Origin of the sequence: Methylobacterium sp. AMS5, assembly GCF_001542815.1 — a bacterium.
GTDB lineage: Bacteria > Pseudomonadota > Alphaproteobacteria > Rhizobiales > Beijerinckiaceae > Methylobacterium.
Map to the genome: position 1 here is coordinate 4,798,263 of NZ_CP006992.1, position 26,705 is coordinate 4,824,967.

The following is a 26,705-nucleotide window of genomic DNA, read 5'->3' on the forward strand; positions in this document are numbered from 1 at the left end:
GAAGCGCGGCGGGAGCGGGGTCTTCAGAGCCCCGAGGGCTCGAACTTGTCGGCGTGGATGCGCCCGCGCGGCAGGCCGAGCGCGGTGAGCCGGGCCTCGACCGCCTCGACCATCGGCAGCGCGCCGCAGACGAAGGCGGAGGCTCGGCCCCAGTCGATGCCGAGGCCCGGGTCGAGCGCTGCCGTCACGAGACCCCGCGCCCCGCTCCAGCCGCTGCCGGCCGGTTCGTGGGACAGGATCGGCACGACTCGGATGCGACCGGGCGCGAGGCGCGAGAGGCGCTCCAGGCGGTCCAGCGCGAACAGGTCGGCTTGCGCGCGGACGCCGAAGACGACCGTGACACCCTCGGTGGGGAAGCGTTGCAGGCGGTCCTCTGCGATCGACAGGATCGGCGCGATCCCGGTGCCGCCCGCGACGCACAGGGCGTGGCGCGGCGTGTCGTCGAGGCCCATCTGGCCGAACGGCCCCTCGACCCAGATGCGCACGCCGCACCGGTCCCTGGCCGCCAGCCAGCCGGAGAAGCGCCCTCCGGGCAGGTGCTTGACGAGGAAGCCGACCTCACGCGCGCCCTCGGGGCCGGGGGGCGCATCGTAGAACGAGAACGAGCGCCGCACGAAGGAGCCGGAGACGGCGAGCGCCGCGTACTGGCCGGCCTGGAAGGCCAGCGGCTCGTCGAGGGCGATGCGCAGGTCGATCACCCCGCCGGGCAGGACGCGCCAGCCGGAGATCTCGCCGACGACCGAGAGCGGCAGCGTCACCCGGTGGTCGATGAGCCCGACCTCGATCTCGAGATCCGAACGCACCTTCGCCTGGCAGGCCAGGATGTAGCCGTCCTTCAGGTCGCGGTTGGTCAGTGGCGAGAGGGCGAAATCGACGAGCGGGCTGATCTTGCCTGACACGAGCCGCGTCTTGCAGCGCCCGCAGGTGCCGACCCGGCAGGAATGGGGATAGTTGACGCCTTGGTTGAGCGCAGAGAGCAGCAGCAGCTCGTCGCGCCCGGCCTGGAAGTCCCGCTCCCCGGCCACCGCGATGCGGCAGCCCCTGGCGTCGGCACGGGTGGGGGCCCGGGTCTCGCCCGGGACGGCGATCGTATCGACCGGCATCGGCCTGTCCTCCCCCGGATTCGTCAAGGCGCCACGGCGAAGCGGGCCTGGGCGAGCGTCGGGCGCTCGTTGAGGTCGCTCCATCCGGCCCGGATGTTCTCGGCCTCGGCGATCTCGCGCTCCTGCGGCGTGGCGTAGTGCCGGTCCCAATGGTGCAGCTTCTCGCGGATCATCAGGAACCAGAGCGGCGGCACGAACGCGAGCAGCAGACAGATCAGGAATTGCGGCTGCTTGGGGCCGGTGCGGTCGGGCACGAGCTCGTAGAACGGCTTGTAGCTGTCCTCGTGGTGGCCGGCGTGGTTGGTGATCTCGAGCGCCAGGAGCCGCACGAACGGGGTGAGGTGGTTCCAGGTGTGGCGTGGCTCGAACCGCCCCGGCGTCGCGGTCACGAGGCCGTAATGCTGGGTGTAGTTGAAGATCTCTAGGAGGATGCGCGGTCCCAGCAGGCAGACGCCAACCCCGGCGAGCGCCCCGTAGCCGCCGCCGATCAGCCAGAGCAGGCCGACGAAGGCCACGAGGATGCCGACGCGCCAGACCCAGGCGTTGCGCGGGTCGAACCACGCGCGCTCGCGCTTCGTCCACATCCGGCGCTCCAGATGGTAGGATTCTGCGATCTGGCCCGCGAAGGTCTTCGCGAGGTGCCGGTAGAGGTTCTCGCCGCGGCGTGCGTAGTCGGGGTCGTCCGGCGTCACGGTGTGGATGTGGTGCGTGACCACGTGGGTGATCTCGCGCCAGGGATCGAAGATCATCACCATCCCGATCCGCCCGAGCCAGCGGTGGAACAGGTTTTCACGATGGAACATCTCGTGGAGGGCCGGGGCGACGATGACGAACTGCGTGAACATCATCGTCACGAAGCCGCCGATCTTCGAGGACGTGCTGTCGAAATGGCCCTGCCCGACCAGCCACGCGTAGAACAGGATCATGGCGAAGCCCATGACGAGCTGCACCGAGACGATGAGGTCGTAGAGCCAGGGGAAGCGCGCGTCGCGCAGCGAGTGGTCGGGCTCCAGGAACGCGTCGAACAGCAGGATGCCGATGAGGAGGCCGAAGCCGAGCCAGGCGTGCGGACCGCCGAGCCAGAGCCCGTAGGCGGAGGTCGCCAGCAGCACGGGTGACAGCAGGTACTTGGCGTAGTCGAGCATGAGCCTCCTCCTGAGCCGGAGCGCCTCCGGGAACCGCCGTGGCGGCCTCCGGGGACTCTCGATTGCCCCAAGAGTGGCAAGGGCCGGCGGGGCGCGCCCCAACCCAAAGTCTGGGTCAGATGCGAATGGGATGGGTGCGCCCGTCCGCCTCGCTGGCTTGGGGCTCCGTCCCGACCCGACCTTTCGGCGGGGCCGCCTCGCGCGGCGGCGGCGCATGCTCGGCCCGCAACGAAAAACCCGGGGGAGACGATTCCATGGAGGCACTCGCCGCCGTCCTCGACGCGCCGCAGGAGCGGTTCCGCCTGCGCAGCGTCGACATCGCGAGACCGGGGCCCGGTCAGGTGCTGGTGCGGGTGAAGGCCGCCGGCATCTGCCACACGGACCTGATCTTCGCCTCCGGCGCGATGGGCAGCCCGTTTCCGCTCATCCTCGGCCACGAGGGCGCGGGCCTCGTCGAGGCGGTCGGCCCCGGCGTCGCCCACGTCGCGCCGGGCGACAAGGTGTTGCTCACCTTCGATTCCTGCGGCGGCTGCCCGACCTGCCGCAGCGCCAGCCCGGCCTATTGCCACAGCTTCATGGCCCTCAACTTCGCCTGCATCGATGCCGAGGGCGGCTCGCCCGCACAGGATCCCGGGGGCGGCCGGGTGGCCGCCCGCTTCTTCGGCCAGTCCTCCTTCGCCAGCCTGTGCATCGGCAGCGCCCGCAACGTGGTGAAGCTGCCAGCCGACGCCGATCTCGGCGTGCTCGCCCCCCTCGGCTGCGGGGTGCAGACGGGCGTCGGCGGCGTGCTGCGCTCGCTCGGGGCGCGAGCCGGCTCGACGCTCGTCGTCATGGGCGGCGGCGCGGTCGGCCTCAGCGCGATCCTCGGCGGTGGAATCGCGGAATGCGCATCGATCATCCTGATCGAGCCACGCCCGGAGCGGCGGGCGCTCGGCCTCGAACTCGGCGCAACCCACGCCATCGACCCGGCGGCGGAGGATGCCGCCGTGGCGGTGCGCGCGATCCTGCCGGCGGGCGCCGACTACGTGTTCGACACCAGCGGCAACGTCGCGGCGCTCGAATCGGCCTTCGCGATGCTGGGCCCGCGCGGCACGCTCGGCATGGTCGGCGTGCCCAGCGCCCTCGACGCCACCCTGCGCCTTCCGATCGTCCCGGCGATCTCCGCCGGCTTCACGGTCAAGGGCATCATCGAGGGCGACAGCGACCCGCAGAGCTTCCTGCCGGAACTGGTCGCGCTCCACGCCGCCGGGCGCCTGCCGGTCGAGCGCTTCGTGCGCTTCTATCCCTTCTCCGAGATCAACGAGGCCATCGCCGACGCCCATGCGGGCCACTGCGTCAAGGCGGTGCTGCGGATCGACTGACACCGCCGCGGCGCGAACGGAACGAACGACAATCAATCAAGCCAAGCGGGAGGATCACGATGCTGGACTTCACGGCCATGACGATCGACGGGCGCGATGCCGAGGCGCCCGGCCGCATCTCGGTGCGCAACCCGGCCAACGGCGCGGTCTTCGCCGAGGTGCCCGATGCGGGAGCGGTCGAACTCGACGCGGCGGTCGCGGCCGCGACCCGTGCCTTCCCGGCCTGGGCCGCGACACCCTGGGCCGAGCGCCAGGCACTGGTCGCCCGAATCGGCGAGGCGATCGCGGGCGAGGCCGACGCGCTGGCCCGGCTCCTCACCCGCGAGCAGGGCAAGCCGCTCGCCCAGGCGCAGTTCGAGGTGACGGCCGCCGCCCAGTGGTGCGGCGCGATCGCCTCGATGGAACTGCTCGTCGCGGTGGTGGAGGACACGGCCGAGCACCGCGTCGAGACGCACCGGGTACCGATCGGCGTGGTGGGCGCAATCTCGCCCTGGAACTTCCCGGTGCTGCTCTCGATCTGGAAGATCGCGCCCGCGATCCTCGCCGGCAACACCCTCGTGCTGAAGCCCTCGCCCTTCACGCCGCTCTGCGTGCTGCGGGTCGGCGCATTGCTGCGCGAGATCCTGCCGCCGGGCGTCGTCAACATCGTGACCGGTGGCGACGAACTCGGGCCGCTCATGACGGCGCATCCGGGCTTCGGCAAGATCAGCTTCACGGGTTCCACCGCGACCGGGCGGCGGGTGATGGAGAGCGCCGCCGCAACCCTGAAGCGGCTGACGCTCGAACTCGGCGGCAATGATCCTGCCATCGTCTTCCCCGACGTGGACGTGCAGGCCACCGCGGAGCAGATCTTCTGGTCGGCCTTCACCAACAGCGGCCAGATCTGCGTGGCGACCAAGCGTGTCTACGTCCACGCGGACGTCTACGACGCGTTCCTCGCGGCCCTGCGCGCCATCGCCGAGGCGGTGCCGATGGGCGACGGGGCGCAACAGGGGATCGCACTGGGGCCGGTGCAGAACCAGAACCAGTACGAGCGGGTGCAGACGCTGCTGGCCGAGTGCCGCGCCTCCGGTGCCACGGTGATCGAGGCGGGCCGTGCCCCCGAGGGCCCGGGTTACTTCATCCCCGTGACGCTGATCGACGATCCCGACGAATCGAGCCGCATCGTGCAGGAGGAGCAGTTCGGCCCGGTCCTGCCACTGATCCGCTTCACCGACGAGGACGACGTGGTCGCCCGCGCCAACGCGAGCGAGTACGGCCTTGCCGCCACGATCTGGACCTGCGACGAGGCCCGCGCCCTGCGGCTGGCCGGGCGGATCGAGGCCGGCAGCGTCTGGATCAACGAGGCTCTGGCACTCTCGCCCTTCGCGGCCTTCGGCGGCCACAAGCAATCGGGCGTCGGCCAGGAGAACGGCATCGGCGGGCTCGAAGAGTTCACCAATCCTAAGACCGTCACGATCCGCCGCCCCGCCGCCCAGGCCGCCGCGGCCTGAGCTCCCGCGGGACGCGGCCGCTTCTTCCGCGCATCGGACGGCCTCCGCGACCGATGGGTTGCGGAGGCCGTCGCCGTTTCCGGGGATCGCCGCCCGGCCGGTCTACTCCGATCAGCCGGCTAGCCGCTTCGAAAAGAAGCCGTGCCGTTCCAGCGGGACGGCACGGCTCAAGGTGGTCCGGGTCAGGGACGGGAGGAGCGGCGCAACGCTATCCGCGCGTGAACGGGTCGTCGGCGAGGCGGGCAAGGGCCGCGCGGTACTCGGCCGTCAGGCGCTCGCACAGCGCGGCGGCGGCGGGTACGTCGTCGAACCCCGCCACGCCCTGGCCGGCCGACCAGACATTCCTCCAGGCCTTCGCCTCGTTCTCCATGTCGAGGGCGCCGTGGGGAACGAGGTTGTCCGGGTCGAGCCCGGCTGCGCTGATCGAAGGCCGCAGGAAGTTCGCCGCCACGCCCGAGATCGCCGGGGTGTAGAGGATGTCGGCGCTGCCGGAAGCGGCGGTCATCCGCTTCTGGGCCTCGCTGACGAGGGATTCCCGTGTCGCCAGGAAGCGGGTGCCGAGATAGGCGAGATCCGCCCCCATCGCGCGGGCGGCGGCGATGTCGGCCCCGGTCGAGATCGCGCCCGAGAGCGCGATCATCCCGGAGAAGAACGAGCGGATTTCGGCCACCAGCGCGAAGGGCGAGAGGGTGCCGGCATGGCCGCCCGCCCCGGCGCAGACGGCGACGATGCCGTCGACACCGGCGGCGGCGGCCTTCTCGGCGTGACGCCGCCCGATCACGTCATGGAACACGAGGCCACCGTAGGAATGGACGGCGTCCACCACGTCGCGCACCGCGCCGAGCGAGGTGATGACGAGCGGCACCCGCCGGCGCACCACCGCGTCGAGATCGGCCGCGAGCCGCGGGTTCGAGCGGTGGACGATGAGGTTCACGCCGTAGGGCGCTGCGTCCGGCCGGTCGGCGAGGCGCGCCTCGATCGCGTCGAGCCATGCGACGAACCCCTCCGTGCTGCGCTGGTTCAGCGCCGGGAAGGTGCCGACGACGCCTGAGCGGCAGACCTCGACCACGAGGTCGGGGCCGGAGGTCAGGAACATCGGCGCGGCAATGGCCGGCAGGCGCAGGCCCCGGAACAGAAGGGGGATCGCCAAGGTGTCGCTCTCCTTGCCCGAAGGTTCCGGGTCGCTCGTCAGAACCGGTAGGTGATGCCGGTATGCAGGATGACGGGATCAAGGTCGATCTTGCCCGTCACGCGCGCACCGCCGAGCCCAGGGATCGCCGGATTCAGGAAGCCCTTCAGCGTCGTGCCGACGAAGATTTTGTTGTATGAGAAGAACAGGCCGAGCTTTTTCGTGAGCATGTAGTCGAAGCCGACGCGCAGCACCGGGCCGATGGCGTTGTTGACCTTGAGGCGCTGAATGTCGCCATCGGTCGTGTCGAAGATCAGCGTGTAGTTCACGCCGACGCCGACGAAGGGCTGGAAGGCCCCGAAAGTGCGGAAGTGGTAGTTAAGCGCCGCCACGGCCGGGCCGTACTGGACCCGTCCCGCCGTCAGCCCGGCGATGGCGCCGGTGCCGCTGATCGTGGTGGTCGGCGGATAGCCGATGATGCCGATGGCGGAGATGTTCGGCGTGAAGAAGTAGCCGACGCCGAGCGCGAAGGTCTCGCCGTCCCCGACCCGGGCGCGGGCGCCGGGGATCACGGTGCCGAAGGCCGAGACCCGTGCGCGCTCGTAGAAGTTGACGCTGGCCAGACCCGCCTGGACGTACCACGTGTCCTGGCTGGCGACCGCGAAACTCGGACCGGCCGGCTGCGGCGCGAGATCCGCAGCGTAGGCCTGCCCCCCTGCCGCGATGGCTCCGAGCGCCAGGACTGCGCCCGCGACGGCTTTCCCCAAAGACATGTCCAGCCCCCCTGTCCGACCTCTGTGGTTGCAGGGAGGATGAGCGGGGATCGGGATTGGCGAGGCCATACCAAAGTTGTGCTCGCGGCGAGCGCACCGGCATGTTGTGCCAGGGCCACACCCCACGGCGCGAAGAGCCGTCACGCCCCGGCCGAAGGGATGGGGCCGATCCGTGCCGCGGCGGCGTACAAGTCGCGGCCAGGAGGAGCCGGCCGATGATCCTGACGGACGAGCAGACGATGATCCGCGACGCGGTGCGCGCGTTCGTCAGCGCGGAGATTCGGCCGCGGACGCAGATGTTCGAGCGCGACGGCGGCTATCCGGCGGAGGTGTTCGAGGCGGTCGCGGCGCTCGGCCTGATGGGCATGACGGCCCCCGAGGCGTTCGGCGGGGCCGGCGCCGATTACGTATCCTACGCTCTTGCACTCATGGAACTCGCGGCGGGCGACGGTGCACTGTCCACCATCGTCAGCATCCAGAACAGTCTGATCGTCAACAGTATGCTCGCCGAGGGCAGCGCGGCACAGAAGGCGCGCTGGCTGCCCGATCTCGTCGCCGGCCGAACCCTCGGCGCCTTCGCCCTGACCGAGACCGATGCCGGCTCCGACGCGGCGGCGATCCGAACCCGGGCCCGGCGCATCGAGGGCGGTTGGCGGCTCGACGGACGCAAGCAGTTCATCACCTCCGGCCGCATCGCCGGCCTCGCGCTCGTCGTCGCGGTCACCGATCCCGAGGCGGGCCGAAAGGGCATGACCGCCTTCCTCGTGCCCACCGACACGCCGGGCTACGGCGTCGAGCGGGTCGAACACAAGCTGGGGCAGGGCGCCTCGGACACCTGCGCGCTGGTGTTCGAGGGGCTCGATCTGCCGGAGGACGCTGTGCTGGGCCGGATCGGCGGCGGCTACCGCACGGCGCTCGCCAACCTGGAGGTCGGGCGCATCGGCATCGCCGCACAATGCGTCGGCATGGCTCAAGCGGCGTTCGACATCGCCATCACCTACGCCAAGGAGCGCTGCAGCTTCGGCAAGCCCATCGTCGAGCATCAAGCGGTCGGCTTCCGCCTCGCGGATCTCGCCGCCCGGCTGGAGGCGTCGCGCCAGCTCGTGCTGCACGCCGCCGCCCTCAAGGAGGCCGGCCGCCCCTGCCTGCGCGAGGCCTCGATGGCCAAGCTCGTGGCCAGCGAGATGGCGGAGGCCGTCTGCTCCGGAGCGATCCAGACGCTCGGCGGCTACGGCTACCTGGAAGAGTACGGCGTGGCCAAGATCTACCGCGATGTCCGGGTGTGCCAGATCTACGAGGGCACCTCCGACATCCAGCGGCTCGTCATCGCGAGGACCCTGTGATGCGCACCCACACCCGTTCCGACACCGTCATCCTCGGCTACGCCCGCACCCCGATGGGCGGCCTGATGGGAAGCCTGCGCGGGCTCACGGCACCGCAACTCGGCGCCGCCGCGATCCGCGCCGCGCTCGACCGATCCGGGGCCGTCGAGGTGGACCGGGTGCTGATGGGCTGCGTGCTGCTCGGCGGTCTCGGCCAGGCGCCGGCCCGGCAGGCGGCGCTCGCCGCGGGACTGCCGGAGGCGGTCCCCTGCACCGCGGTGAGCAAGGTCTGCGGCTCCGGCATGGAGGCCCTGATCCTCGGCCACGCCCTGCTGCAGGCTGGGCTCGCGCGCCGCGTGGTGGCGGGCGGCATGGAGAGCATGAGCAACGCACCCCACCTCCTGCCGGATCTGCGCGGCGGTGCCCGGCTCGGCCACCGCGGCGCGGTCGACAGCCTGTTCCACGACGGTCTGGAGGACGCCTACGAGCCGGGGCGGCTCATGGGCAGCTTCGGCGACCGGATCGCGGCCGAGTACGGCTTCACCCGCGCCGAGCAGGACGCCTTCGCGTTGGAAAGCCTGCGCCGGGCGCTGGCCGCGCAGGCGGAGCACGCCTTCGCACGCGAACTCGTCGGCGTCCCCTCCGGCTCGGCGCAGGTCGAGCAGGACGAGCAGCCCGGAAAGGCCAAGCCCGAGAAGATCCCGACCCTGCGGCCGGCCTTCTCGCCGGACGGGACCGTGACGGCGGCCAATGCCAGCTCGATTTCCGACGGAGCCGCCGCCCTCGTCCTGGCCGATGCGGCCGACGCGGAAGCCGCGGGGCTGGCGCCTCTGGCCCGCCTCGTCGGCACGGCGTCCCATGCTGGGCCGCCCGCACGCTTCGCCTGCGCGCCCGTCCCCGCCATCCGAGCCCTGCTGGAGCAGGTGGGGTGGGGTGTCGGTGAGGTCGATTTGTTCGAGATCAACGAGGCCTTCGCGCTGGTGCCGATGATCGCGATGCGGGAGCTCGGCATCCCGCACGCGCGCCTCAACGTCCACGGCGGCGCCTGCGCGCTCGGCCATCCGCTCGGGGCCAGCGGCGCCCGCATCGTCGCGACGCTCCTCGGTGCCCTGAAGGCCCGCGGGTTGAGGCGCGGCGTCGCCAGCCTCTGCATCGGCGGCGGCGAAGCGACGGCTCTCGCCCTGGAGATCACTTGAAGGAAGCGGCATCGTCTGGAGCAACAGGAATCGCGGACACATTTCCGTCGGACGAGGGGCGATGCAATGAAGGTGTTTGGTTGCCCTTCCATGTCTGTTCCGACCCGCCGAGCAGTCATTCCATCGGAAAGCACCGAGAGTCCGCAATGGGTCACGAGGGGCCCATCAACTGAGCCGTACTGAACGGCCGCCTGCTTCTTTGCCAATCTTTGATGACGGACCACGATTGGCCAGGAGGTGCAGCAATCGACAGCTAGCCTCGCGATTTTCCCCTTCGGATCATGTATCTGTCGATGCCGATTTGATGTTTCGTTAAAAGCGGCTGGAGCTTCCGGGATTTTGGACCGTGATCATGCCTATGTAGCAGGGGCTTCCCGAGCTGAATTATCAGTATATCAAAGCACAACCACCGCCGATGAATTATCATTGGCGGTGGTTGTGCTGTATATCACGCGCTGCGGCGACGCAGCTCTGAGATCCTTGCGTTCAGTACGGCGCGCAGCTCTTGCACCTCGGTATAGGCGGCTTCCACCTTCTCGAAGGAGGCCAGCCCATCACGGCGGATCTCTTGGGTCAGCGATTCGATGCGCCTGACCGCGGCCAGGAAGCTCGGGGTCTGGGGGGAATGGTTCATGGTATCAGCGTCCTTGAGTGATGTTAGTGAGTGGTTGAAGTGAAGGGTGTGACCCGGACGGGTACGGCGCCGTCCGGGAATTGCAGCAGCAGCGGCAGGCCCGCTGAGAGATCCTGGGCGCTGGTGAAGATGCAGCCCGTCTCGGTCGCGATCACCAGCACCAGGGCCTCGCTTAGGAGGGCGTCGTCCTCGGTGTCACCGGGAGGATCCACCTCGACGGGATCGGCATCCGGTTCTTTCCGCGTGATCCCGCCGACTGCCGCGCTCAATCCCAGCAGTAGGCTCTGCTCGACGGCCCGATCGAGCTGTCGCAGTCGTGCTTCGGCCGCGGTGACGAGATCTTGCAGCGCCATGTCGAAGGCGGTCGTGGCTCGTGCCAGGGCGATGCGGCTAGCCGCCCCGAGATCCTCCTCGATCGCAGCCTCAAAAGCGGCGAGCGCGCGCTCGGCCCGGAGCCCGGTGCGCTCGACGAGGTGGCGCACCAGCATCGCCGCCGCCGTCGGAGTCGGCTCGGAGCGCGCCGCCACTGCATCGAGGGCGGTGCGCGGCGTGCCGGCATGGCCGAGGCCGACGATCAGGTTCGGCACCCGATCTGCTGTCGCAGCATGCGCGATCGCGTAGCTGTTGAGCGGACGGAATGCTTCGATCGGCCCACCGCCGCGGCAGACCAAGGTCGCCGACAGTCCATACTCGGCATGCAGGCTCCTGACGCGGGTAAACGCTTCGACCAACGTGCGCTCGGCCCCGGCACCCTCGAAGTTGGCCCACACCCGGTGGAGGCGGAGGAGACCTGCCGCTTCGAGCGACTGCAGCACGTGCTCGACGTCGCGCCGCGCCTCGCCATGCTCTGAGACGACGAGCGCAACATGATGGAGATCCTCCGGCTCGACCCAGTTGTCCGGCCCGAAGCGGCCCCGCTCGAGCCTCAGCCGCTGCAGCGTGCACTCGCGCTCAATGTCTGCTTCGAGCGGGATCTGCCCGAGCGAGAGCAGGGCCATGAGCTTGGCTTGAACGCCGGCTCCGCGGCCGAACCGCTGACGCAGGCCGGTGCGTAACTGAACCGCGATGGTACGGTTGACGAGGTCGGCCGGATCGAAGTCAACGCCATGCTCCGCTCGGATTAGGACGAGCTCGGGGGCATCGAGACGGACCTTCAGGCGCGGTGGATCGTAGCTCAGGCTCGCCTGCGCTTCGCCGAGCAAGAGGAGATAGCTGTCGGGACCGGCGGCCTCGACCGTGAGGACGCAGGCCCGCACGCTGTGTTCGCCGCGCAGCCGCTGGCGCAGCCAGCCGATCACGTCGCGCAGTTCGTGCACGTCGGCGGAGAGTGAGTCGGGTTCGAGCGCGCTGCCGCGGTCGTGACGGGCGCGCAGTGGCGCGTCGCCGCCGGAATGAGGCTGGTGTGGCGGCGTGTCCCTCCAGGCGGGGAATCGGTGATGTCGCATCGTGTCCGTTCGTGTGTCGTCGTGTGATGGCGGGGTCGAGCGGTCCGGCGGCTTGTCGTGCAGGCCGCCGGCCTCTGGATGAGAGGGCGTCAGTCGAAGAGCGCTCCCTCCTCAGCCGGGCGGTCCTCGACCGCTGGTGCCGCTTCGAGTTCACGTGCGATCGCCTCAAGGCGGGGCCGGTTGGCCTCACGCAGCTCGCGGTGCAGGATCTCGATCAGCAGCGCGGCGAGTTCGGGTGCGGTGTCGAAGCTGCGGAAAGCGAGCCCGTCGAGCAGCGTCACCGGCCGCGTCCGTCGCGTCAGGATCGGCACCGGGAATGTGCACAGCCGCTCTGCCAGGCCTGCGTCCGACAGGGAGCGGAAGGCGAAGCCGGTGCCCGGTTCGACGATCACCGCGTCGAGCGTGCCCCAGTCATACTGGTCCTGAGCGGCGTCGAAAGCGCGATGCAGGGCCGCTACCGAACCCGGCTCCTCGAACGAGAGCGGGTGGCGGATCAGCGCGATCATCCCGAGTTCGTGCCAACGGGCGAGACCGTCCGCGATCGCGTGCGGCGCGCCATCGTCCGGCTCGATCAGGAATACGCGGCGCAGCCGGCGCGGCATCGGCAGCTCGTGCTGCCTGTCCCACAGGCCGTTGGCGTCGAGCGCCTCCCGCACCCGCGCGTCGCGCTCGGCCCAAGCCCTCAGCATCAGGCCGCGATCCAGGCCGATGATCCGCCCGGTCAAGCCGAGCAGCGGATCGACGGTAAGCGTTAGCAGAACCGTATGATCGCCGACGAGATCTTCCTCGTGCAGCATGATGCCCGAGGCCTGCTCGATCTGGTCCGTGAAGTCAGCGGACATGAAAACGGTGAGCCGACCGCTGCGCGTTGGGTCGAGCGCCTGGAGGTCGAACAACCAGCCGTCTCGGTGCCGCCGGGGTCGGCTCGCCGTAGCCCGCACCCAGAGGCCGGTGGGCTCGAGCGGGCAAGCGGCCGCGTCCGCACCGGCGGGCATGTCGTGATGTGTCATTTCAGGTACCCGTCATCAGAGGAGAAGCCGAAGGCGCCTCGCCGACGCGAAGCGGACGCTGTCCCAGCGCCGCCCTGCCTCACCCGTCTTTTCCGGGATTTTCAGCGAAGGTGCCTTCGCCCTTTCCCCATCGATCCTTGTTCTCTCAGCACCCGAGCAACGGCTTGGGTGCGCACGTCTTTTCCCGTCTTTCGTGATATCCAACGCAGGCGCGTACGTGCTGTCGGGGGGCCTGTGTCCAAGGCATCGCGGTGCCGAGCGACGAAGACTGTTGCGTTCCGCCTCCAGCCGGCGCTGCCTTCGGGTGGAGCGCGTCCGCAACCTCCTTGAGCGCTCATCTCAGCGCTCCCCTGGGCCGTCCGGATCACCACGGCCGTTCCTCGTTCTACCGCGTGTCGTACCCGATTTGGCTTCACTTCTCGGCGGCAGAGGCACCGGTCCAGCGAACGACGGCACCGCCTATGCGAGTCCCTACTCGGTGTCGGGCGATAAGCGGGGGGGGGGGGCATCACACCATCAGATCTCTAATCCGGAGCCTACTTTCGCACCCCGACGCCGCCTTGCCTGTTTGCGCCGAAGGCCCGCTTCTTCCGGCTCGACCGTTGTCGCGATCGGTTGGGTTTTGTGTTCTACGGCTTGGCTGACCCCTCCGCTCATGGGCTCCTTCGAGATCGCCGTGAGAAGGGCGCGGGTCGTCCGGACCTGTAGATCCAGCCATTCGGTGAGTGAGTGCCCCCAACCGTCGAGGCGCTCCATGTCCCGCCGTCGGCCGAATTGCCGGGCGATAGGTCCCGGTCTCATCATGACATTGCGATCTGGGTCGGAGAGACCCCGCAGGAAATCCAATGTCCGGGCACGTTGCCGCTCGAGCAGTTCGCCGATCTCCTCCGCCCATTGCTCCAGACGCCGTAGAACCCGTCCTCGAGCGAAGCCTCCCAGTTCCAGTCCTTCGATAGCCTTGCGGGAAACCCCGCCTTCGTCCCGGCGGGAGAGCGTATCCGCCATCACGGCCGTGTCGGCGAGTTGACGGGCAATCGGCTCTGCGATCATCTCAGCCCAGTCCGTCAGCGCCGCAACCTCCCGGCCGCGCACGAAACCACGCTTCAGGCTGACCCGCGTGAGGCCGCGCCGTGCGCACGCTTCAAGGGGTGCCAGCGCCAGAGGCAACGTCCGCCGAGCGTCGGCGGCGACTTCTCGCGCCCGTGAGACCAGGGCCGTCGCCGTCACGACCGTAGGCTCTCGCGAGAGGTTGGCTGCCACACGGTCCCAGATCTCGTCGTCCGTCACGGGGCGACGGGCACCGATCGGGCGTTGGCCTGCGATCGCCACCCGCTCCGCAGTCTCACCGCAGATCAGGTAGCTCCGCGCCCGGTGCCGGCTGGCCGCGGTATAGCCGCGGAAGGCGTCGACTGATGCCGAGCCGTTTGGCATCACGAAGAGGCTCTCCTCGCTCGTCACGCCTTGGATGCTGTCGATCGTCAGGACGTCGCCGTATCCCAGCCGGTAGCGAGGCTCGGCGGGATCGCCGTCGGGATGGAGCAGCGTCGTCCAAGCCACCAGCCCCGATCGGCCGCCGACGTCGCGCAGGCGTATGCCCTCTGGCTCGATCGTCTCGATCTCCAGCACGCTGCCGTTGACCCCGATCTCGAAGGTCTGCCCGCTGGAACTCCGGGCCGGCGTGCGTGCGAACAGCCGAACCCGGTCGCCCACAGCCAGGGTGACCTCGAACTTGCGTCCGACGTTGTCGGTCGCCTGGACGAGATGATCCGGGCCGATGAGTTCGCCCGCCTTCCTCCTGCGGGCGCGGATCGCACCCGCCAGCATCAGCGCATCGGCGTTGGTCGGGGCGCTCACCGATAGGCTGTAGGTCGGATCGTCGACGTGCTCGGCATGTCGCTCGGTCCACAGGTCGGCGACCACCTCCGCAACGGCGGCAGGCGAGCCGGGCACGAGCCGCGCAGTTCCGTCGCGTCGCTTGCGCGACAACGCTTCTGCCGCCCGCCCCTGCCGGAACATGCCAGTCGTCTCACGCTCGTCCTGCGCTCTCTGACGGACCGTCGTCAGGATCTCGGGGATCGCTTCCTGACCCAGCGCCTCCCGAAGCAGCTCGATGACCGGGCCGGCCGCCACGGAGGAGCACTGGCGCGGATCCCCCACCGCCAGGATCCGGAACCTCCCGTTGGCGGTGCGTAATCGCATCAGCCGGAGCAGGTCGCGAGTGCCGACCTGCCCGAGTTCGTCGATGACGACGACCGTGTCCGGCCCAAGGGCGATCTTGCCCCGCTCGCCATCCTGCAGGAGCTTGGCCAAGGCGAGACAGCGTTCCGTCGGGATGCCGGTTTCGGTCAACGCGCGCGTCTGCTTCCATCCAAGCGACGTCCCGAACACATGGGCGCCTGCGGCGGTGTAGGCGTAGACCAGGGGCTGCAGCAGAGTCGTCTTGCCGCTGCCCGCAACGCCGATCACCGCGGTGAAGGCCGCACCGCTCCCAAGCCTGTCCATTGCTTCGCGCTGCGTGCGGCCATGCTCCGTCCCGGAAAAGTCCCGGCCCGATCGGGACACCGCTGTGGTGATCGCCTTTGCGCTGAGTGCCCCGCGCTGCTCCGCGGCTGCCTCGCGGACGAGATCGATCAACTCGCCTTCCCGCTCGACGTGCAGTCCGGTGGTGTAAGACCGGGCCGCGCGCTGCCAGCCTGTCCCGTCTATGTCGGCGCCAGGAGCCCCGGGAAGGAGCGTGACGGTTCGGCCCTCCTGGCGGATGCCGCGGGTGTGGAGGAGCTCGAGGACGCATTCGACCTCGTCCGCCCGCTCGATCCCGGCGGCGATCAACGAGCGGGCCGCAGCCAACCGCACCTGGCTCTCCGGCAGGACTGCCGTGTTCTCCAGCTTCGGCTCCAGCAAGTCGAGGGCGACCGCATAAGCTCGCTCCAAGCGATGCGCTCGGGTCGGTCTCGGCCGCGAAGGCTCGGTACCGAGCACGCTGAGATGTTCGTAGCCCAGGCCGGCCGCTTCGGCCTGCCAGCTCGAACGGTCGCCGAGGTCGTCCCGCTTGGCCCCGCGCGGATCGCCCTGGACAGCTTGTTTCAGCAGTGCGATGCGAGAGCGCTCCTCGAGTTCATCCCAATCGAGCCCCAGCTTCCCAGCTTGAGCGTAGGCAGCCGCCGTGCCGACCGCCGTGCGTTTGGCGAACGCAGCGCGGACATCATCCGGGATCGCAGTGATCCGGGCACAGCCGTGCTGCGGATCGAGCGCGGCCGCGATGCCAGCGCGCCGCAGGTTCCGCGCGAGGTTGGCCTGGAAGATCGCCCCAAGCTCGTGCACCCGTCCCTTCAGCCGTTGTAGATCGAGGCCGCCGATTCGACCATCCGCGGTCCGGACAATGTTGAGAACAGGACAATGGATATGGAGCTGGGCGTCACCGGCGGCGCCAGGGGTCGGCCGGCTGGTCCAATGATCGAAGGCGATCCACGCGATCGCGCCGGCCTCGGAGCCCCCGGCTCCGGCCTTTCCCCGGCGTGCCCGGCCGATCTGAGGAGCGACCGCATCGGCCATCGTCGCATGGACGGCCTCCTCAAGGGCGAGCGCGATCACGGCCGCTTCTTCGGGAGTGGGAGCGAGGGCCCAGGCGATCGACACGGATTTGTCGGCGCTCCAGCACAAGTCGATGAACGTGACGCGCTCACCGGCCTGGACTTGCTTGCCCCGAATTGGCCGGCCGTCGGCGCGGTGGCCGGCGAGCAGGTTCGCCACAGTGCGGAGGTCGAGCGGGTTGGCCGGATCCAAGCCGAGCAGCTGCGCGAGGCGGGGATCGAGATCGGCGCGCAACCGCGGTGCCGGACGGCCGGCATCCGGTCCGGCGTCGATATCGCGCGCCCAACCATAATAGGCTGCGACTTCCTTGAGGTCGGGAGGAAGCGTCACCTGCATGTAGTGCCGCGCCATCGCCAGCGCGGGCGTGGTGACCCGTCCGGTCAGATAAGTGAGCACGCGCGATCCTAGGGCTTCCCGGGCGGTACTCCACCGACCTGACAGCAGATCACGCTTAGCAGATCGCCGTTGAGCTTCAGTAGTTGGGTGATCTGATTGAGATTCCGATTCAGCGGACTGAACTCGCTGCTTTCGCCCGGAGCCGCTGCGGCCTTGAGCACCTGCTCCAGCATCTTGGTGTGATCTTCAGCGATCTGAACGAGGGCGTCCATCGTCCGGGATATCGCGAAGAGCTGGTCGCCGAGGCGTTCGAGGGTCCAGGGAGCTGCAGCGCCAGGGTTGAGTTGCGTCATCTTGCCGGACATCGTGATCGTATCCTTCGCATCTGCACCAAGGGGTGCCTTGGTCTGTTGGGGATTTTCAGGGGTCGCAATTGGCGGATCGGTGGCGGGTCGCGCGCCGATCCGGGACGGATCGGCCGTGCCTCATCGGCAGGTCCGAGGTTCGGGAATGTCCTTTCGGTGGTGGATTCGCTGCGGGTCCACGCTCCGGACCCGGGGGCCGCGGTCCAGCGGGTCGGATCCGGGGCAGCGGGCAGCTGAGCGACGTGCGTCCGCCGGGGGAGCGCGGAGGACGCCGTGTCAGGTGCCGGGCGGTGTCTGGGCCGGAGGAACAGTCAGCTGCATGTCGCAGTATCGGCGATCGCGCTGGTAGCCATACTGCGCGAGATCCCGGCACCGCGCGATGAGGGGACGTGGGTCGTTGAGCGGGATGAGATCGCTCCACATCCGGGCCGAGAGCGCGTCGAGACCGAACGTCCGTTGCAGACGCTCCGCGGCCGTGTAGGGGGTACCGAAGGTCTCCCGCGCGCCGAGGTCGTAGCCGCCGACGGCCCCGACGAGCAGGCTCGCCACCACGAGACCCGCCAGCAGGCTACCGTTGCGCATGACGGCCGCGTTCAGGTCGAGGCGCGTGGCCCGCTCGATCCGATCGGCACGGTCCTCGAAGGTCCGGTCGAAAGCGGCCAGCTTCGCGAGAGTGCCCGCGACCGCCGCCTCGGCCACCGCAATCTGTTCGGCGGCCTCCTCAACCTCACCTGAGGCCTTTCCAATCTGCGTCGCGACCTGACGGGTTTGACCCACGAGGGTCGCGAGCTCCTCTCGCCCCTGGCGCTGGGCAGCGGTCTGCTCGGCCCGTGCCCGATCCGTGACCAGACCGAGGGCGCACAAGGAGACGACGACTTTGTGGTAGGGGTCATGCGTGGAGAGGCCGGTCGCTTGGTAGCTCGTGAACAGGCTGTTGATGTGCGTTTCGAGCTGCGTGGCCTTGCCATCCGCCAGCGGGGAGCCGGCGGACGCAGGGGCCTTGTCGGGTGGGATGCGGTCCGCCATGGCATCAGGCCTCCAGATCCTGCAGCAAGCTCTCGACAGGCGCGAAGCGCAGCCAATCGGCGATCGGCGCGAAGCTCTCAGGCAACCGCATCAACCACTCAGCCGTGATCTGCGTATCGAGCCCGCCGAGACGCTGGCCTGCCGCGTTGGCCCGGCCGAGCGCGGCGTCCCGGAAGGTCAGGCCGAGATCGTCGATTCGCGTCGCGGGAGCCAGCCGCGGCAGCCGGACGAGCCGGGCACCACGGTCGAGCGCCTCCACGACTGGTTTCGCCGTGACGTAAAGGTCGAAGTCCGACATCTCGCGACCACGTGGCACCAATCCTTCGTTCCAGCACAGTACGATGCGGGCATCCTCAAGATTGGGCTGGCTCAGGAAGGTTGCGATCTGAGAGAGGTCTCCGCGCTCTGGACCGAGTAGACAGAACAGCGTCAGCCGCTTGCCCCGTCGTTTGAGCAGTCGTGCGAGATTGAGCTCGCGCAGCAAGGTCGTAATAGTCGGATTGCCGGCGCCGAAATCGAGCAGGGTGGAGGCGTTGCCGGCAAGCAGTCGCTCGATCTCGGCCCGCGTATGATCGTAGACAGTCTGCGGATCGGCATCCGCCACCGGAACGGTGTCGGCATGCGTATCCTTCAGACCCGAGTTCGTGGGGTCGGCATCGGTGGCGCGCAGGGGCAGGTTCGCAGCCCGGGCGCATTCGATGAGTAGCTTGCTCATCAAGGACTTGCCCGACTTTCCCCGGCCGATGGTGACGAGCAGGGTCTGGATCGCCGCATCGCTGTCGCGACCGCTTAAGGTCCGGTCCGCCGGCTCGACCTGTGGAACCGCAACGGTCTCCCCGTGAGCATCCGGATGGATGACCTCCTTCGTGAGAGGGGCAGGGATCTTAGCGACGATGTTATTCTTGCTCATGACGGGATGCTTTCTGCAAAGTTATTGAGTTGAGCTGGGCTGGCGAGGTCGACGGATGTGGGCATCGGGGGGCGCCCGGCGCGCTGCTCGGCTCGCAGGCGAGCGATCTGCTCGGCGGCGCTCCCTTGCGCTGCGGCAGGTTGGGCTCGGGGCTGGACGGTGGCGGGCGTGCGAATCCGGTCGACCGGCGAGGCGGGTTCAGGCCGGAGCTCGGCTTCCCGCCAAGGCAGCGTGACGACACCGCGAGCGACCTCGTTGGCCTCAAGTCGAGGCGATGGAGCCGCCGTCAGCATCCGCTGACGGACCCGTGCCCAGGTCTTGGAGAGTGTCGCGTCCGTGAGCCGTCCGCCGTGACTGTTGGTCAGGCCGCAGCGTCGTACGACTTCGGAGAGTTCGCGCAGATTGAGGCGGCCGCTTGGATATGCCGCGTGAAGCGCCGCGAAGTTTTCCTCCATCCAGAGTTCGACGCAGCGGTTCTCGACACGAACCTCGGCAACCGCCTGTTCGAAGCGGGGTGGGCGTGCCATGCCCGCCTCACGACGTCGTTCGCCGTTCGGCATGAGCGCGCGGCGGTCCTTCCGTACGCGCAGGGTCGAGATGAAAATTTTTGATTGAGGATCGCATCGTGGCGCACCTGTCCCTGAGGAGAGAGGTGGAACCGGTTCAGCCAGCCACGAAGGGCCCCGGTTCCTAAGCGCCTGAAGAGCAATCCCTCAGCGACCGGTCTGCACCGGCCGAGCTGCTCATCCGCATACGTCCACGAACCGGACTGTCGGATGCCGGAGGCAAGGGACGGGTCGGATCGGTGATCCGGGATGAGATGTCCCGAACAACCGTTCCGCCGCGCCAGCACAGGCCAACCCGGAGGATACATGCTGCATCAGCAGCATCGAGCTCTCGAACTGCTGGTCTCAGAAGGAGCAGCAGCCCACAGTCCCAGCCTGTTCGTTGCCGAGACCGTGCCTGGATTGCACGAAGTACGACGCGCATCAATCCGTTCTCGGCCGCCAGGATCGAGCTGCGGAGGCTTGTCCACAGCCGAGATTGGGGGCAGCACCTGCCGCGGATGGTGTCGTTTTGGGATTTGGATCGAAGCTCGCCAAAGAGGCTGAACGCGGTCCATGACCGCTCCCGGCTCCGTTTCGAGTTCGGCCCCTGGGATGTCGGCGTTGCGCTCGTTCTGTTTTAGATGGACTGACCAAGTCGTGCGTTGCCGCGCAAATCCGTGATCACCGTCCGTAGCCAGGGCATGTGCGAAGAGTGATCCTCCCCTGGTTTCGCGGACACCTCTGATACGCTCCTTGCGGGTGGGGAAGATGTTTGATGGCGAAGACGAGACGCGAGTTCATCCACGAGTTCAAACGCGAGGCGGTGGCCCTGCTGGAAAGCAGCGGTCGGCCGCAGATGCAGATCGCGGCCGAGCTCGGGATCCAACCCTCGACGCTGAGACAGTGGCGCTCGGCGGTGATGTTTAGCTCCTCACCACCGCGGGCAGCAAGGTCGCCGGGAGCCGCGCCTGCGAGCCCGGTGGCGTCCCCCTCCGACCAGGCCGCTGAGATCGCCCATCTGCTGCGTGAACTCGACCGGACGCGCATGGAGCGCGACGTCCTACAAAAAGCGATCGGCATCTTCGCGCAGATGCCCAAGTGACGTTCGCCTTCATCGAGCAGCATGCGAGCATCTGGCCAGTGCATCTCATGTGCCGCGTGCTCGAAGTCTCCCCCAGCGGCTACTACGGCTGGCGGTCACGCCCCGAGAACACCCGGTCGGTGTCGAACCGTCAGCTCCTCGACGACGTCCGGCGCCTCCATGCCGAGCATCATAAGCGCTATGGCTCGCCTCGGGTGCATGCGACCCTGCGCGCGGAGGGCCGAACGGTCAGTCGTGGGCGAGTGGAGCGCCTGATGCGCCAGCATGGCATCCGTGTCCTGGCAGGGCGTCGGTTCCGACCCTGCACCACCGACAGCCGCCACAACCTGCCGATCGCACCCAATCTGCTGAAGCAGCTCTTCTCGGCCGCTCCGTTCTCACCACGGCCCAACACGGTTTGGTTGACTAAATAGAAGATCGCTATCTGAGCGGGTGCAGCGCCACGAATATGCTCGCCCTGGTTTCATTCGCCAAGGTCCGCAACGTCGGTGGTCACTGATATCACCTACCGGCCCACCGGTGAGGGCTGGCTTTATCTGGCCGCCGTCCTCAATCTCGCCACCCGCAGAATCGTCGGCTAGTCCATGCGCGACCATATGAGGACCGAGCGGACGCAGGCCGCCCTGATGATGGCCGCCCAACGGCAACGACCGCGGGCCGGCCTCATCTGCCACTCGGATCGCGGCAGCCAATATGCGGCTGAAGCCTACCGAAAGTAGCTTGCCGACATGAAGGCGACCCCCTCCATGAGCCGCACGGGCTGCTGTCAAGACAACGCCCCGATGGAGAGCTTCTTCCACCCCCTCAAGGTCGAACTCGTTCACCAACGACAATGGGCGACCCGGGACGAGGCCCGACGCGACCTGTTCGCCGACATTGAGGGCTACGACAATCGGAAGCGCATCCACTCGGCTCTGGTTACATCACACCCGAGCAAGCCGAACGGAATGCAGGTCCCCCCCCCTGTCCGCGAAATCGGGGGAGAATCGTCTCCTCTCATTCGTCTTCAGCATGTGCTCGATCGCGTTCGTGACCAGCCGGACATTCGTCTCCAGTTGCTGTTGATCGGGGCTACCACATGCGAGCGGCGATCTCGCGTTCCTCGGCCCCAAGCACGTCGGCGTAGATGGCAGTGGTGGACAGGCTGGCATGGCCGAGCCAACGCTGCAACAGGGTGAGCGGCACGCCCGAGCGCAGGGCGTGGACGCCGAAGGCATGGCGCAGGCCTTTGGGCGAGGCGGCCGATGCGCTCACGCCCGCTTCCCGCATCACCGTTTTGATACGCTGCCAGGCAGTGCTGCGCTTGAACGGCCACAGCCGCCGCTCGGACGCTTCGAGGTCGTGCACGAAGTCGAGGATGGCCATGACGCCTTCGGGCACGGGCACGTCGCGTACGATACCGGTTCGGCGCTTCTTCAGGCAGTGCAAGCTGACGATGCCGCCGGCTTGATCGAGGTCGGCATGGGTGAGGGCCAGCGCCTCGGAGATGCGGCATCCGGTATAGGCTAGGATCAGGCAGAGGGTGAGGGTCTCGGGTGGCTGACGGGATGCGGTCGCGATGAAGCGGGCCCGTTCGTCGGGGGTGAGATACTTGCGCCGACTCATGAGCGGTGTGGAGCGACATACCGGCGCGGCCGGGGAGGCGGGCTCGTTCCGAGATCCCTGGGCGGCCGGCGGGGCTCTGGGAAACATCCCGGCCGGGAAGCCGGCCACGGGCCCGGGACGGACGGCCTGACGAGCCGGAAGGAGCTGATGTGCGGGTCATGGCTGCGCGCCCCTGCACCTGATCGAGCCGGTGCTTGTGTGACCAGAATTGCCAATTTTGTTCGGCGCCGCCCTCGGAGGCGCCTGATGCGCTCTATGGCGGGATGCAACGGCCGCGCTCGTACCGCAGCCCACCAGGCCTACGCAAGCAAAAAACGCGTTAAAAATCAAAGTATAACAGAATTGGAAATTCTGTTCGACGTCATGATGCTTGTGTAGCGCCGGTCAGGGGCCGCGTAAAGATCAATGTGTGCCATCGCACGCGATTCTATGCTTTCGGCGACTGTCTCTGATCGCTGCGCCGGCCGCGCTCGCCGAGCCGCGCGTGATATCCAACGCAGTGCTAAGGCGTTGGTGAGCATGCGGTATTCGACGCGAGAAGATATCCAACGCACCTGCTAGTGCGGTCTCCTCTCATGCAAAGCTGCTTCCCCGCGTTGGATATCACCGCGAGATGGATGGTGATGTCCAACGCGGGCGACCGACATCGCACGACGCTGTCGTGGGATGACCGCTCCGGGGCCGCAACTGAGGTCGGTTTCGACGAGCCTCCGTTGGAGCGGCTGGCGCCGCGATGAGGCGAGAGCCGACCCCTGAAAGCTTCGCCGTGTGCGTCGCCCTCGTCTTGGTCACCTACCTGTTCGCCATGATGGTTGGTGGCTGGCTCGGCTGATCCCTGTCGTACCCCTCAACCTGCAGATCCCAGCTCATGTCCGAGAGCCGCCGCTCCTCTTCGCACCCTAGTCGGTTCCGGCAGCGGCTGCGTCGCGCTGCCGACCTGCTCCTGCCGAGCGAGCGCCTATCGGACCTCGCTGCCTGGGCCGTGTTGATGCTGCTGGCTGCCTTGTTGCTGCTGTTGGCCGTGCGAGAGATCCGCAATGGCGCGCTCACCGGCTGCCCAGGATACGATGGCGTCACGCACAAGCGGGAGGCTGAAGCGTTCTGTGAAGAGCCCTGAAGGTAACCAGCACCATTCTAAGAACTCGGAGATATTTGCCCTGCTTGCTGAACTAGGTCGAACATGCTCCCCTCGCCCCAGCAACGGCTTCGAAGCTCGTTGGAGGCAGTAGCGAGTGAAGTGAGCTGCTGACCCTTTGCAGACCTAGTGGCGGGCTGAATAAGGCGTCTGCTCCGAGCGGTGAAGCGGACCTTTTCAGGGCGGTCACGACATCAGCATGTTGTGGCCCATTTGCATGCGCTGCCAACGCAACTTTCGAGATCCACCAGATTCCGGTTCCCCCAAGCTGCGGCCGCCAGGACCAGAAAACGTACCTCGTCTCGGTACGACCGTACCCGGAAACGGTACGGTCGTACCCATTCGCACGGCGCACGCGGTCGCGCCCGACCGAGCACAAAGCGTAACAAGTGGCGCAACGCGTTACGCGACCTCCTCTAGGTCTACCGTTCAACTCGGGGACGTCGCCCCCTGGCCGAGGCGCCGGCCGCCCCCGGGATGCACTGACCTCCGAGTGGAGCGGCCCTCGCGCCCCGACGCCCTCGCCGCCTCGGGGAGTGTGCCGTCGGGGTCGCGGTTCGTCGGGACGTACCCGATCCGTCCCGCGCCTGGCCGAAGCTTCACGGCACCACCGCCAACGCGGCGCGTTGTCGGGGGCGCCGCGAAGGGGGGCACGCCTGGACATGGGGATACGAAGTTGGTCTCGCGCGACCGCCGCCAAGGGATGGGGCGGCGCGTGGCGATGGGCGCGCCGCTACGATTGGCGCCTCTGGACCCTGTTCCTGGCCATCCTGATCTGCCTCGCGCTGACCGGGTTGGTCTACTACGTGGTCGGCGTGCCGCCGCCGAACGACCATTGGGGCTCCGTGTTCGCGTCCTGGGTCGGCGGGGTGGCGCTGTTCCTGGTGGTCGGCGTGGCGTCGGCCATCACCCAGGTCGCCAGGCCCGAGCTGGAATCGTTCGACACGCGCGCGCGCATCCTCTTTCGCAAGCAGAGCGGGCGGCACATCGACTACATCGTCGGGCGGGTGCAGCAGCTCCTCGAACATTACGCCGACACCACGCACCGGAAGGTGTCCATCAACGAGTTCCATGACGGGGAAGGCAAGTTCCTGGTCGCCGTCCAGACCGCCGTGTCGGTCCGAAGCTACATCGACGACGTGCGCTCGACCTACGGGTCGACGATCCAGTTCCGGAAGGTCACGGCACCGCCGCCCGGCCGAAGCAACCGCCTGGTCTTCGTCAGGGCGGACGGGAAGTCGCTCGGCGCGGGGACCGATTTCACCGACGCCATCGAGAGGCCGTTTGAGACGACCATCGAGGCCGGCTGTCCCTGCCTCGTGGAGAGCCGGGTCGAACTGTGGGTCGCCCACGGCACGGAACCCAACACCTACAGGCCGGCCCGCTACTCGCAGCAGGTGGTCCTTGAGATCGAGAACAACCTGCATGACGGGCGAGGCATCGTCGTCACCTTCCACGACGCTGACGACCGCACCCACGAGGTCCGGATACCTTCCGGCGAAAGCCGCGTCGTGATAGAGGCGACGGACGCCCCGCCCCTCGAGCAGGTGTTCGACTTCAGGCTGTCGCACGCTTGACTCGTGCCGGGGGCAGCCATAGATTCTGGTACGGAAGAGGGTTGAGCCATGACGCGTCCCGACGAAATCGGCATCTGACGAGGGCTTCAGCCCGAATCGACGGCATGCCCCCCGGCGAAGCGTTCGGACGGGCGGCAAGGCTTCCAAGCAAGGCGCGGTATGGACCGCGCCTTTTCCTTTTCAGGGCCATCGTCGCAAGGCACGTCGCACCGTCCCGTAAATGGCCGCGCCTCGACCCATGTCCACGTCGAGCGGCGGGCGGCGGCTCACCGCGCGCGACCTACGGCAAGGAACCGCATGACCGGTTTGTTCACGCTCGAATTGGTGCAGGCCGTCAGCGACTGGCAGCGCGGACCGACCGAGAGGACCAAGATCGCCCGCGGCGAGCGCCTCAAGGCGCTGATGTTGACGTTGCCTGCCTATTTCCGGGAGTGCAACCAACTCTGCTTTCGGCAGGAGTGCCATCAGAAGGACAGGACCTTCCAGGTCCTGATCCAGAACAGTCTCCCGGAGACGATTGCCTCTTGGACGACGAGCTTGGACGTAGCCAAGGGCTTCAAGGGCGGCGTCGTCTACGGAAACGATGACCGCTCGATCATCCTGAGCATCACGCCACCCAACGGGGCTGTCGTGGCCAACCTGGACCGGCTCTACCAGGAGCGGGAATTCCAGCAAGCGCTGGAAAAGTACGGCAGCCAGATCGACTATTTCCAGAACGGCGCCGGCAAATACGGCAACACGCAAAAGGAGGTCGTGCTCGAACTCGGCTCTTTGAGTTCGACGCACATATACAGCTACGGAGGCTACTCCAGCACGTTGGATGACCTTGTGGGTGCGTTCGTGTTGGAACGAGGGCGGGAACCGGACGATGCGGAGAGATCTCATCTGTCCGGTCTTGCAGGCCAGCCATGGTGGCTGTCCGAGGAGGCGACTTGGCGAATGCTACAGCGCGCCGTCTCCAGCTTCGAGGCCAAGATCGACGAACTGCTGGGCCGGCAAAGGAAGGGCGCACCATAGGCGAGCTTTCCGCACGTGGCGGGCCGTTTCCCTACCGTGTGCCTGACGCCTCGCGAGGCGGGCCGCCCGGAACCGGGAGGCCGTGACAAGCCACAGCGGCTCGTCGGGTCCGGTCGCCGGTTGAGTTCCCCTCCTCGCCGTCCGCACGAGGGGTGTCGCCGGCCAGGACCGGCGTCCGGCCGCTAGGCCGCCTCCTCGTCGCTCAGCGTCTTGCTGCCGGGCCAACGGTCGGTCGCAGCAAAGCGCCCGTCGTCGAGCTCCGTGAGCGGCCGGCCCTTGTCGATGCGGACGTTCAGTTTCTCCTTGAGCTTGGCCGGCCGGATGGTCTTGCCATCGCCGGCCTTGCCGTACCGACGGGTGGCCTCGACCCATCCGGACGGGAGCTTGTCCAAGATGTCCTCGACGGAGAGCGGGCCGGCCTCCAGCAGCAGGTCGTGGACCTCCGCCACGAACAGCTTTCAGAACCGGGCTCCAGACAGCATCGGCGGCACGGGGTCGGCCGGCGCCGGCCGTGCATGCGGCGGCTCCGGCGCGGGCTGCGGCGGCGCGGGTGGGCGACGCGGAGGCTGCGCTCGCCCTCGTTCGGCAGGGCGCCGAGGCGTCGGGGCAACCACGAGACTAACCTCCGGCCTCTGCGCCCCTCTCGGTCCCGGCGTCGGAAGGCGGAAGGGATGAGCTATGCTCGCGTCCGGCTTGAGGAGCCCCGACGACGAGGTCAAGCGCACCTGGACGGACCTGCAACGAGCGTGCCCCACGGTCGAGGCGGCGTATCCAAGTCATTGACAGGTCAGCAGTCGCCGACCTGGCCGGCGGTGCGTGGCGGGCGCTTCCATCCACAGATGGATTTGGAACAAAAGGGGTCCAGGCGCACTATTGTGAAGT

21 protein-coding genes and 1 pseudogene are annotated in these 26,705 nt (G+C 68.1%); 8 read left to right on the forward strand and 14 right to left on the reverse strand.

What is annotated here, in order from left to right; all coding sequences use genetic code 11:
• Positions 1 to 23: 23 nt before the first annotated feature.
• Together Y590_RS21465 and Y590_RS21470 are read right to left on the reverse strand one after the other, a co-directional pair.
• The gene (locus Y590_RS21465; RefSeq protein ID WP_060771629.1) at positions 24 to 1,103 is read right to left on the reverse strand and encodes a 2Fe-2S iron-sulfur cluster-binding protein; all 1,080 of its coding nucleotides are present in this window, start codon (positions 1,101 to 1,103) and stop codon (positions 24 to 26) included.
• A 23-nt stretch (positions 1,104 to 1,126) separates the two neighbouring features.
• Positions 1,127 to 2,248 (reverse strand): fatty acid desaturase, encoded by a 1,122-nt coding sequence (locus Y590_RS21470; RefSeq protein WP_060771630.1) that lies wholly within the window; start codon positions 2,246 to 2,248, stop codon positions 1,127 to 1,129.
• A 254-nt stretch (positions 2,249 to 2,502) separates the two neighbouring features.
• On the opposite strand from Y590_RS21470, the gene Y590_RS21475 reads away from it, so the two are divergent.
• Together Y590_RS21475 and Y590_RS21480 are read left to right on the forward strand one after the other, a co-directional pair.
• The gene (locus Y590_RS21475; RefSeq protein WP_060771631.1) at positions 2,503 to 3,609 is read left to right on the forward strand and encodes an NAD(P)-dependent alcohol dehydrogenase; all 1,107 of its coding nucleotides are present in this window, start codon (positions 2,503 to 2,505) and stop codon (positions 3,607 to 3,609) included.
• A gap of 59 nt (positions 3,610 to 3,668) precedes the next feature.
• Entirely contained in the window at positions 3,669 to 5,102 is a 1,434-nt protein-coding gene (locus Y590_RS21480; RefSeq protein ID WP_060771632.1) for an aldehyde dehydrogenase family protein, read from the forward strand.
• Positions 5,103 to 5,310: 208 nt separating this feature from the next.
• Here the strand turns inward: Y590_RS21480 and Y590_RS21485 are convergent, their stop codons facing one another.
• Both Y590_RS21485 and Y590_RS21490 read right to left on the reverse strand, forming a co-directional pair.
• Positions 5,311 to 6,252, reverse strand: coding sequence for an NAD(P)H-dependent flavin oxidoreductase (locus Y590_RS21485; protein WP_060771633.1), 942 nt, complete (start codon positions 6,250 to 6,252; stop codon positions 5,311 to 5,313).
• Positions 6,253 to 6,290: 38 nt separating this feature from the next.
• Positions 6,291 to 7,004 carry an OmpW/AlkL family protein gene (locus Y590_RS21490; RefSeq protein WP_158509759.1) on the reverse strand — a complete coding sequence of 238 codons (714 nt, stop codon included), beginning with the start codon at positions 7,002 to 7,004 and terminating at the stop codon, positions 6,291 to 6,293.
• 215 nt (positions 7,005 to 7,219) lie between these two features.
• On the opposite strand from Y590_RS21490, the gene Y590_RS21495 reads away from it, so the two are divergent.
• Both Y590_RS21495 and Y590_RS21500 read left to right on the forward strand, forming a co-directional pair.
• A complete protein-coding gene (locus Y590_RS21495; RefSeq protein WP_060771635.1) occupies positions 7,220 to 8,347 on the forward strand; it encodes an acyl-CoA dehydrogenase family protein in 1,128 nt (375 codons plus the stop codon).
• Positions 8,347 to 9,522: an acetyl-CoA C-acyltransferase gene (locus tag Y590_RS21500; RefSeq protein ID WP_060771636.1), complete on the forward strand. Its 1,176-nt coding sequence runs from the start codon at positions 8,347 to 8,349 to the stop codon at positions 9,520 to 9,522. Before Y590_RS21495 ends, Y590_RS21500 begins: the two co-directional genes overlap by 1 nt.
• 448 nt (positions 9,523 to 9,970) lie before the next feature.
• Here the strand turns inward: Y590_RS21500 and Y590_RS21505 are convergent, their stop codons facing one another.
• From Y590_RS21505 to Y590_RS26655, 8 genes are all read right to left on the reverse strand, one after another.
• Positions 9,971 to 10,156, reverse strand: coding sequence for a hypothetical protein (locus Y590_RS21505; protein ID WP_060771637.1), 186 nt, complete (start codon positions 10,154 to 10,156; stop codon positions 9,971 to 9,973).
• 23 nt (positions 10,157 to 10,179) lie between these two features.
• Positions 10,180 to 11,601, reverse strand: coding sequence for an exodeoxyribonuclease VII large subunit (locus Y590_RS21510; protein ID WP_060771638.1), 1,422 nt, complete (start codon positions 11,599 to 11,601; stop codon positions 10,180 to 10,182).
• A gap of 89 nt (positions 11,602 to 11,690) precedes the next feature.
• Positions 11,691 to 12,443 carry a hypothetical protein gene (locus Y590_RS21515; RefSeq protein ID WP_144440032.1) on the reverse strand — a complete coding sequence of 251 codons (753 nt, stop codon included), beginning with the start codon at positions 12,441 to 12,443 and terminating at the stop codon, positions 11,691 to 11,693.
• A gap of 684 nt (positions 12,444 to 13,127) precedes the next feature.
• Entirely contained in the window at positions 13,128 to 16,598 is a 3,471-nt protein-coding gene (mobF, locus tag Y590_RS21520; protein ID WP_060771640.1) for a MobF family relaxase, read from the reverse strand.
• Between the two features lie 8 nt (positions 16,599 to 16,606).
• Positions 16,607 to 16,903 carry a hypothetical protein gene (locus Y590_RS21525; RefSeq protein WP_060771641.1) on the reverse strand — a complete coding sequence of 99 codons (297 nt, stop codon included), beginning with the start codon at positions 16,901 to 16,903 and terminating at the stop codon, positions 16,607 to 16,609.
• A 276-nt stretch (positions 16,904 to 17,179) separates the two neighbouring features.
• Complete coding sequence (locus Y590_RS21530; RefSeq protein ID WP_060771642.1) at positions 17,180 to 17,929, reverse strand: hypothetical protein; 750 nt, start codon at positions 17,927 to 17,929, stop codon at positions 17,180 to 17,182.
• Positions 17,930 to 17,933: 4 nt separating this feature from the next.
• Positions 17,934 to 18,839 (reverse strand): hypothetical protein, encoded by a 906-nt coding sequence (locus tag Y590_RS21535; RefSeq protein ID WP_060771643.1) that lies wholly within the window; start codon positions 18,837 to 18,839, stop codon positions 17,934 to 17,936.
• The gene (locus tag Y590_RS26655) at positions 18,836 to 19,399 is read right to left on the reverse strand and encodes a hypothetical protein (RefSeq protein ID WP_135300042.1); all 564 of its coding nucleotides are present in this window, start codon (positions 19,397 to 19,399) and stop codon (positions 18,836 to 18,838) included. Before Y590_RS26655 ends, Y590_RS21535 begins: the two co-directional genes overlap by 4 nt.
• 763 nt (positions 19,400 to 20,162) lie before the next feature.
• On the opposite strand from Y590_RS26655, the pseudogene Y590_RS26020 reads away from it, so the two are divergent.
• A pseudogene (locus Y590_RS26020) lies at positions 20,163 to 21,441 on the forward strand (IS3 family transposase); the annotation flags it as partial.
• 119 nt (positions 21,442 to 21,560) lie between these two features.
• Here the strand turns inward: Y590_RS26020 and Y590_RS21550 are convergent.
• Positions 21,561 to 22,094 carry a tyrosine-type recombinase/integrase gene (locus tag Y590_RS21550; RefSeq protein WP_060771646.1) on the reverse strand — a complete coding sequence of 178 codons (534 nt, stop codon included), beginning with the start codon at positions 22,092 to 22,094 and terminating at the stop codon, positions 21,561 to 21,563.
• A gap of 868 nt (positions 22,095 to 22,962) precedes the next feature.
• Between Y590_RS21550 and Y590_RS21555 the strand changes: the two genes are divergently transcribed.
• From Y590_RS21555 to Y590_RS21565, 3 genes are all read left to right on the forward strand, one after another.
• Entirely contained in the window at positions 22,963 to 23,211 is a 249-nt protein-coding gene (locus tag Y590_RS21555; protein WP_060771647.1) for a hypothetical protein, read from the forward strand.
• 680 nt (positions 23,212 to 23,891) lie between these two features.
• Positions 23,892 to 24,806 (forward strand): hypothetical protein, encoded by a 915-nt coding sequence (locus tag Y590_RS21560; protein ID WP_060771648.1) that lies wholly within the window; start codon positions 23,892 to 23,894, stop codon positions 24,804 to 24,806.
• A 297-nt stretch (positions 24,807 to 25,103) separates the two neighbouring features.
• Positions 25,104 to 25,823 (forward strand): hypothetical protein, encoded by a 720-nt coding sequence (locus Y590_RS21565; RefSeq protein WP_060771649.1) that lies wholly within the window; start codon positions 25,104 to 25,106, stop codon positions 25,821 to 25,823.
• A gap of 182 nt (positions 25,824 to 26,005) precedes the next feature.
• Here Y590_RS21565 and Y590_RS21570 read toward each other — a convergent pair whose 3' ends face one another.
• Positions 26,006 to 26,272, reverse strand: coding sequence for a hypothetical protein (locus tag Y590_RS21570; protein WP_060771650.1), 267 nt, complete (start codon positions 26,270 to 26,272; stop codon positions 26,006 to 26,008).
• Positions 26,273 to 26,705 lie beyond the last annotated feature (433 nt).

Coding starts and splice junctions, on each gene's coding strand:
- Y590_RS21500 (WP_060771636.1), top strand. CDS start 8,347: ATGCGCACCCACACCCGTTCCGACACCGTCATCCTCGGCTACGCCCGC.
- Y590_RS21495 (WP_060771635.1), top strand. CDS start 7,220: ATGATCCTGACGGACGAGCAGACGATGATCCGCGACGCGGTGCGCGCG.
- Y590_RS21475 (WP_060771631.1), top strand. CDS start 2,503: ATGGAGGCACTCGCCGCCGTCCTCGACGCGCCGCAGGAGCGGTTCCGC.
- Y590_RS21470 (WP_060771630.1), bottom strand. CDS start 2,248: ATGCTCGACTACGCCAAGTACCTGCTGTCACCCGTGCTGCTGGCGACC.
- Y590_RS21555 (WP_060771647.1), top strand. CDS start 22,963: ATGTCCGAGAGCCGCCGCTCCTCTTCGCACCCTAGTCGGTTCCGGCAG.
- Y590_RS26655 (WP_135300042.1), bottom strand. CDS start 19,399: ATGCCGAACGGCGAACGACGTCGTGAGGCGGGCATGGCACGCCCACCC.
- Y590_RS21525 (WP_060771641.1), bottom strand. CDS start 16,903: ATGTCCGGCAAGATGACGCAACTCAACCCTGGCGCTGCAGCTCCCTGG.
- Y590_RS21505 (WP_060771637.1), bottom strand. CDS start 10,156: ATGAACCATTCCCCCCAGACCCCGAGCTTCCTGGCCGCGGTCAGGCGC.
- Y590_RS21510 (WP_060771638.1), bottom strand. CDS start 11,601: ATGCGACATCACCGATTCCCCGCCTGGAGGGACACGCCGCCACACCAG.
- Y590_RS21560 (WP_060771648.1), top strand. CDS start 23,892: ATGGGGATACGAAGTTGGTCTCGCGCGACCGCCGCCAAGGGATGGGGC.
- Y590_RS21515 (WP_144440032.1), bottom strand. CDS start 12,443: ATGTCCGCTGACTTCACGGACCAGATCGAGCAGGCCTCGGGCATCATG.
- Y590_RS21465 (WP_060771629.1), bottom strand. CDS start 1,103: ATGCCGGTCGATACGATCGCCGTCCCGGGCGAGACCCGGGCCCCCACC.
- Y590_RS21550 (WP_060771646.1), bottom strand. CDS start 22,094: ATGAGTCGGCGCAAGTATCTCACCCCCGACGAACGGGCCCGCTTCATC.
- Y590_RS21565 (WP_060771649.1), top strand. CDS start 25,104: ATGACCGGTTTGTTCACGCTCGAATTGGTGCAGGCCGTCAGCGACTGG.
- Y590_RS21480 (WP_060771632.1), top strand. CDS start 3,669: ATGCTGGACTTCACGGCCATGACGATCGACGGGCGCGATGCCGAGGCG.
- Y590_RS21490 (WP_158509759.1), bottom strand. CDS start 7,004: ATGTCTTTGGGGAAAGCCGTCGCGGGCGCAGTCCTGGCGCTCGGAGCC.
- Y590_RS21535 (WP_060771643.1), bottom strand. CDS start 18,839: ATGAGCAAGAATAACATCGTCGCTAAGATCCCTGCCCCTCTCACGAAG.
- Y590_RS21530 (WP_060771642.1), bottom strand. CDS start 17,929: ATGGCGGACCGCATCCCACCCGACAAGGCCCCTGCGTCCGCCGGCTCC.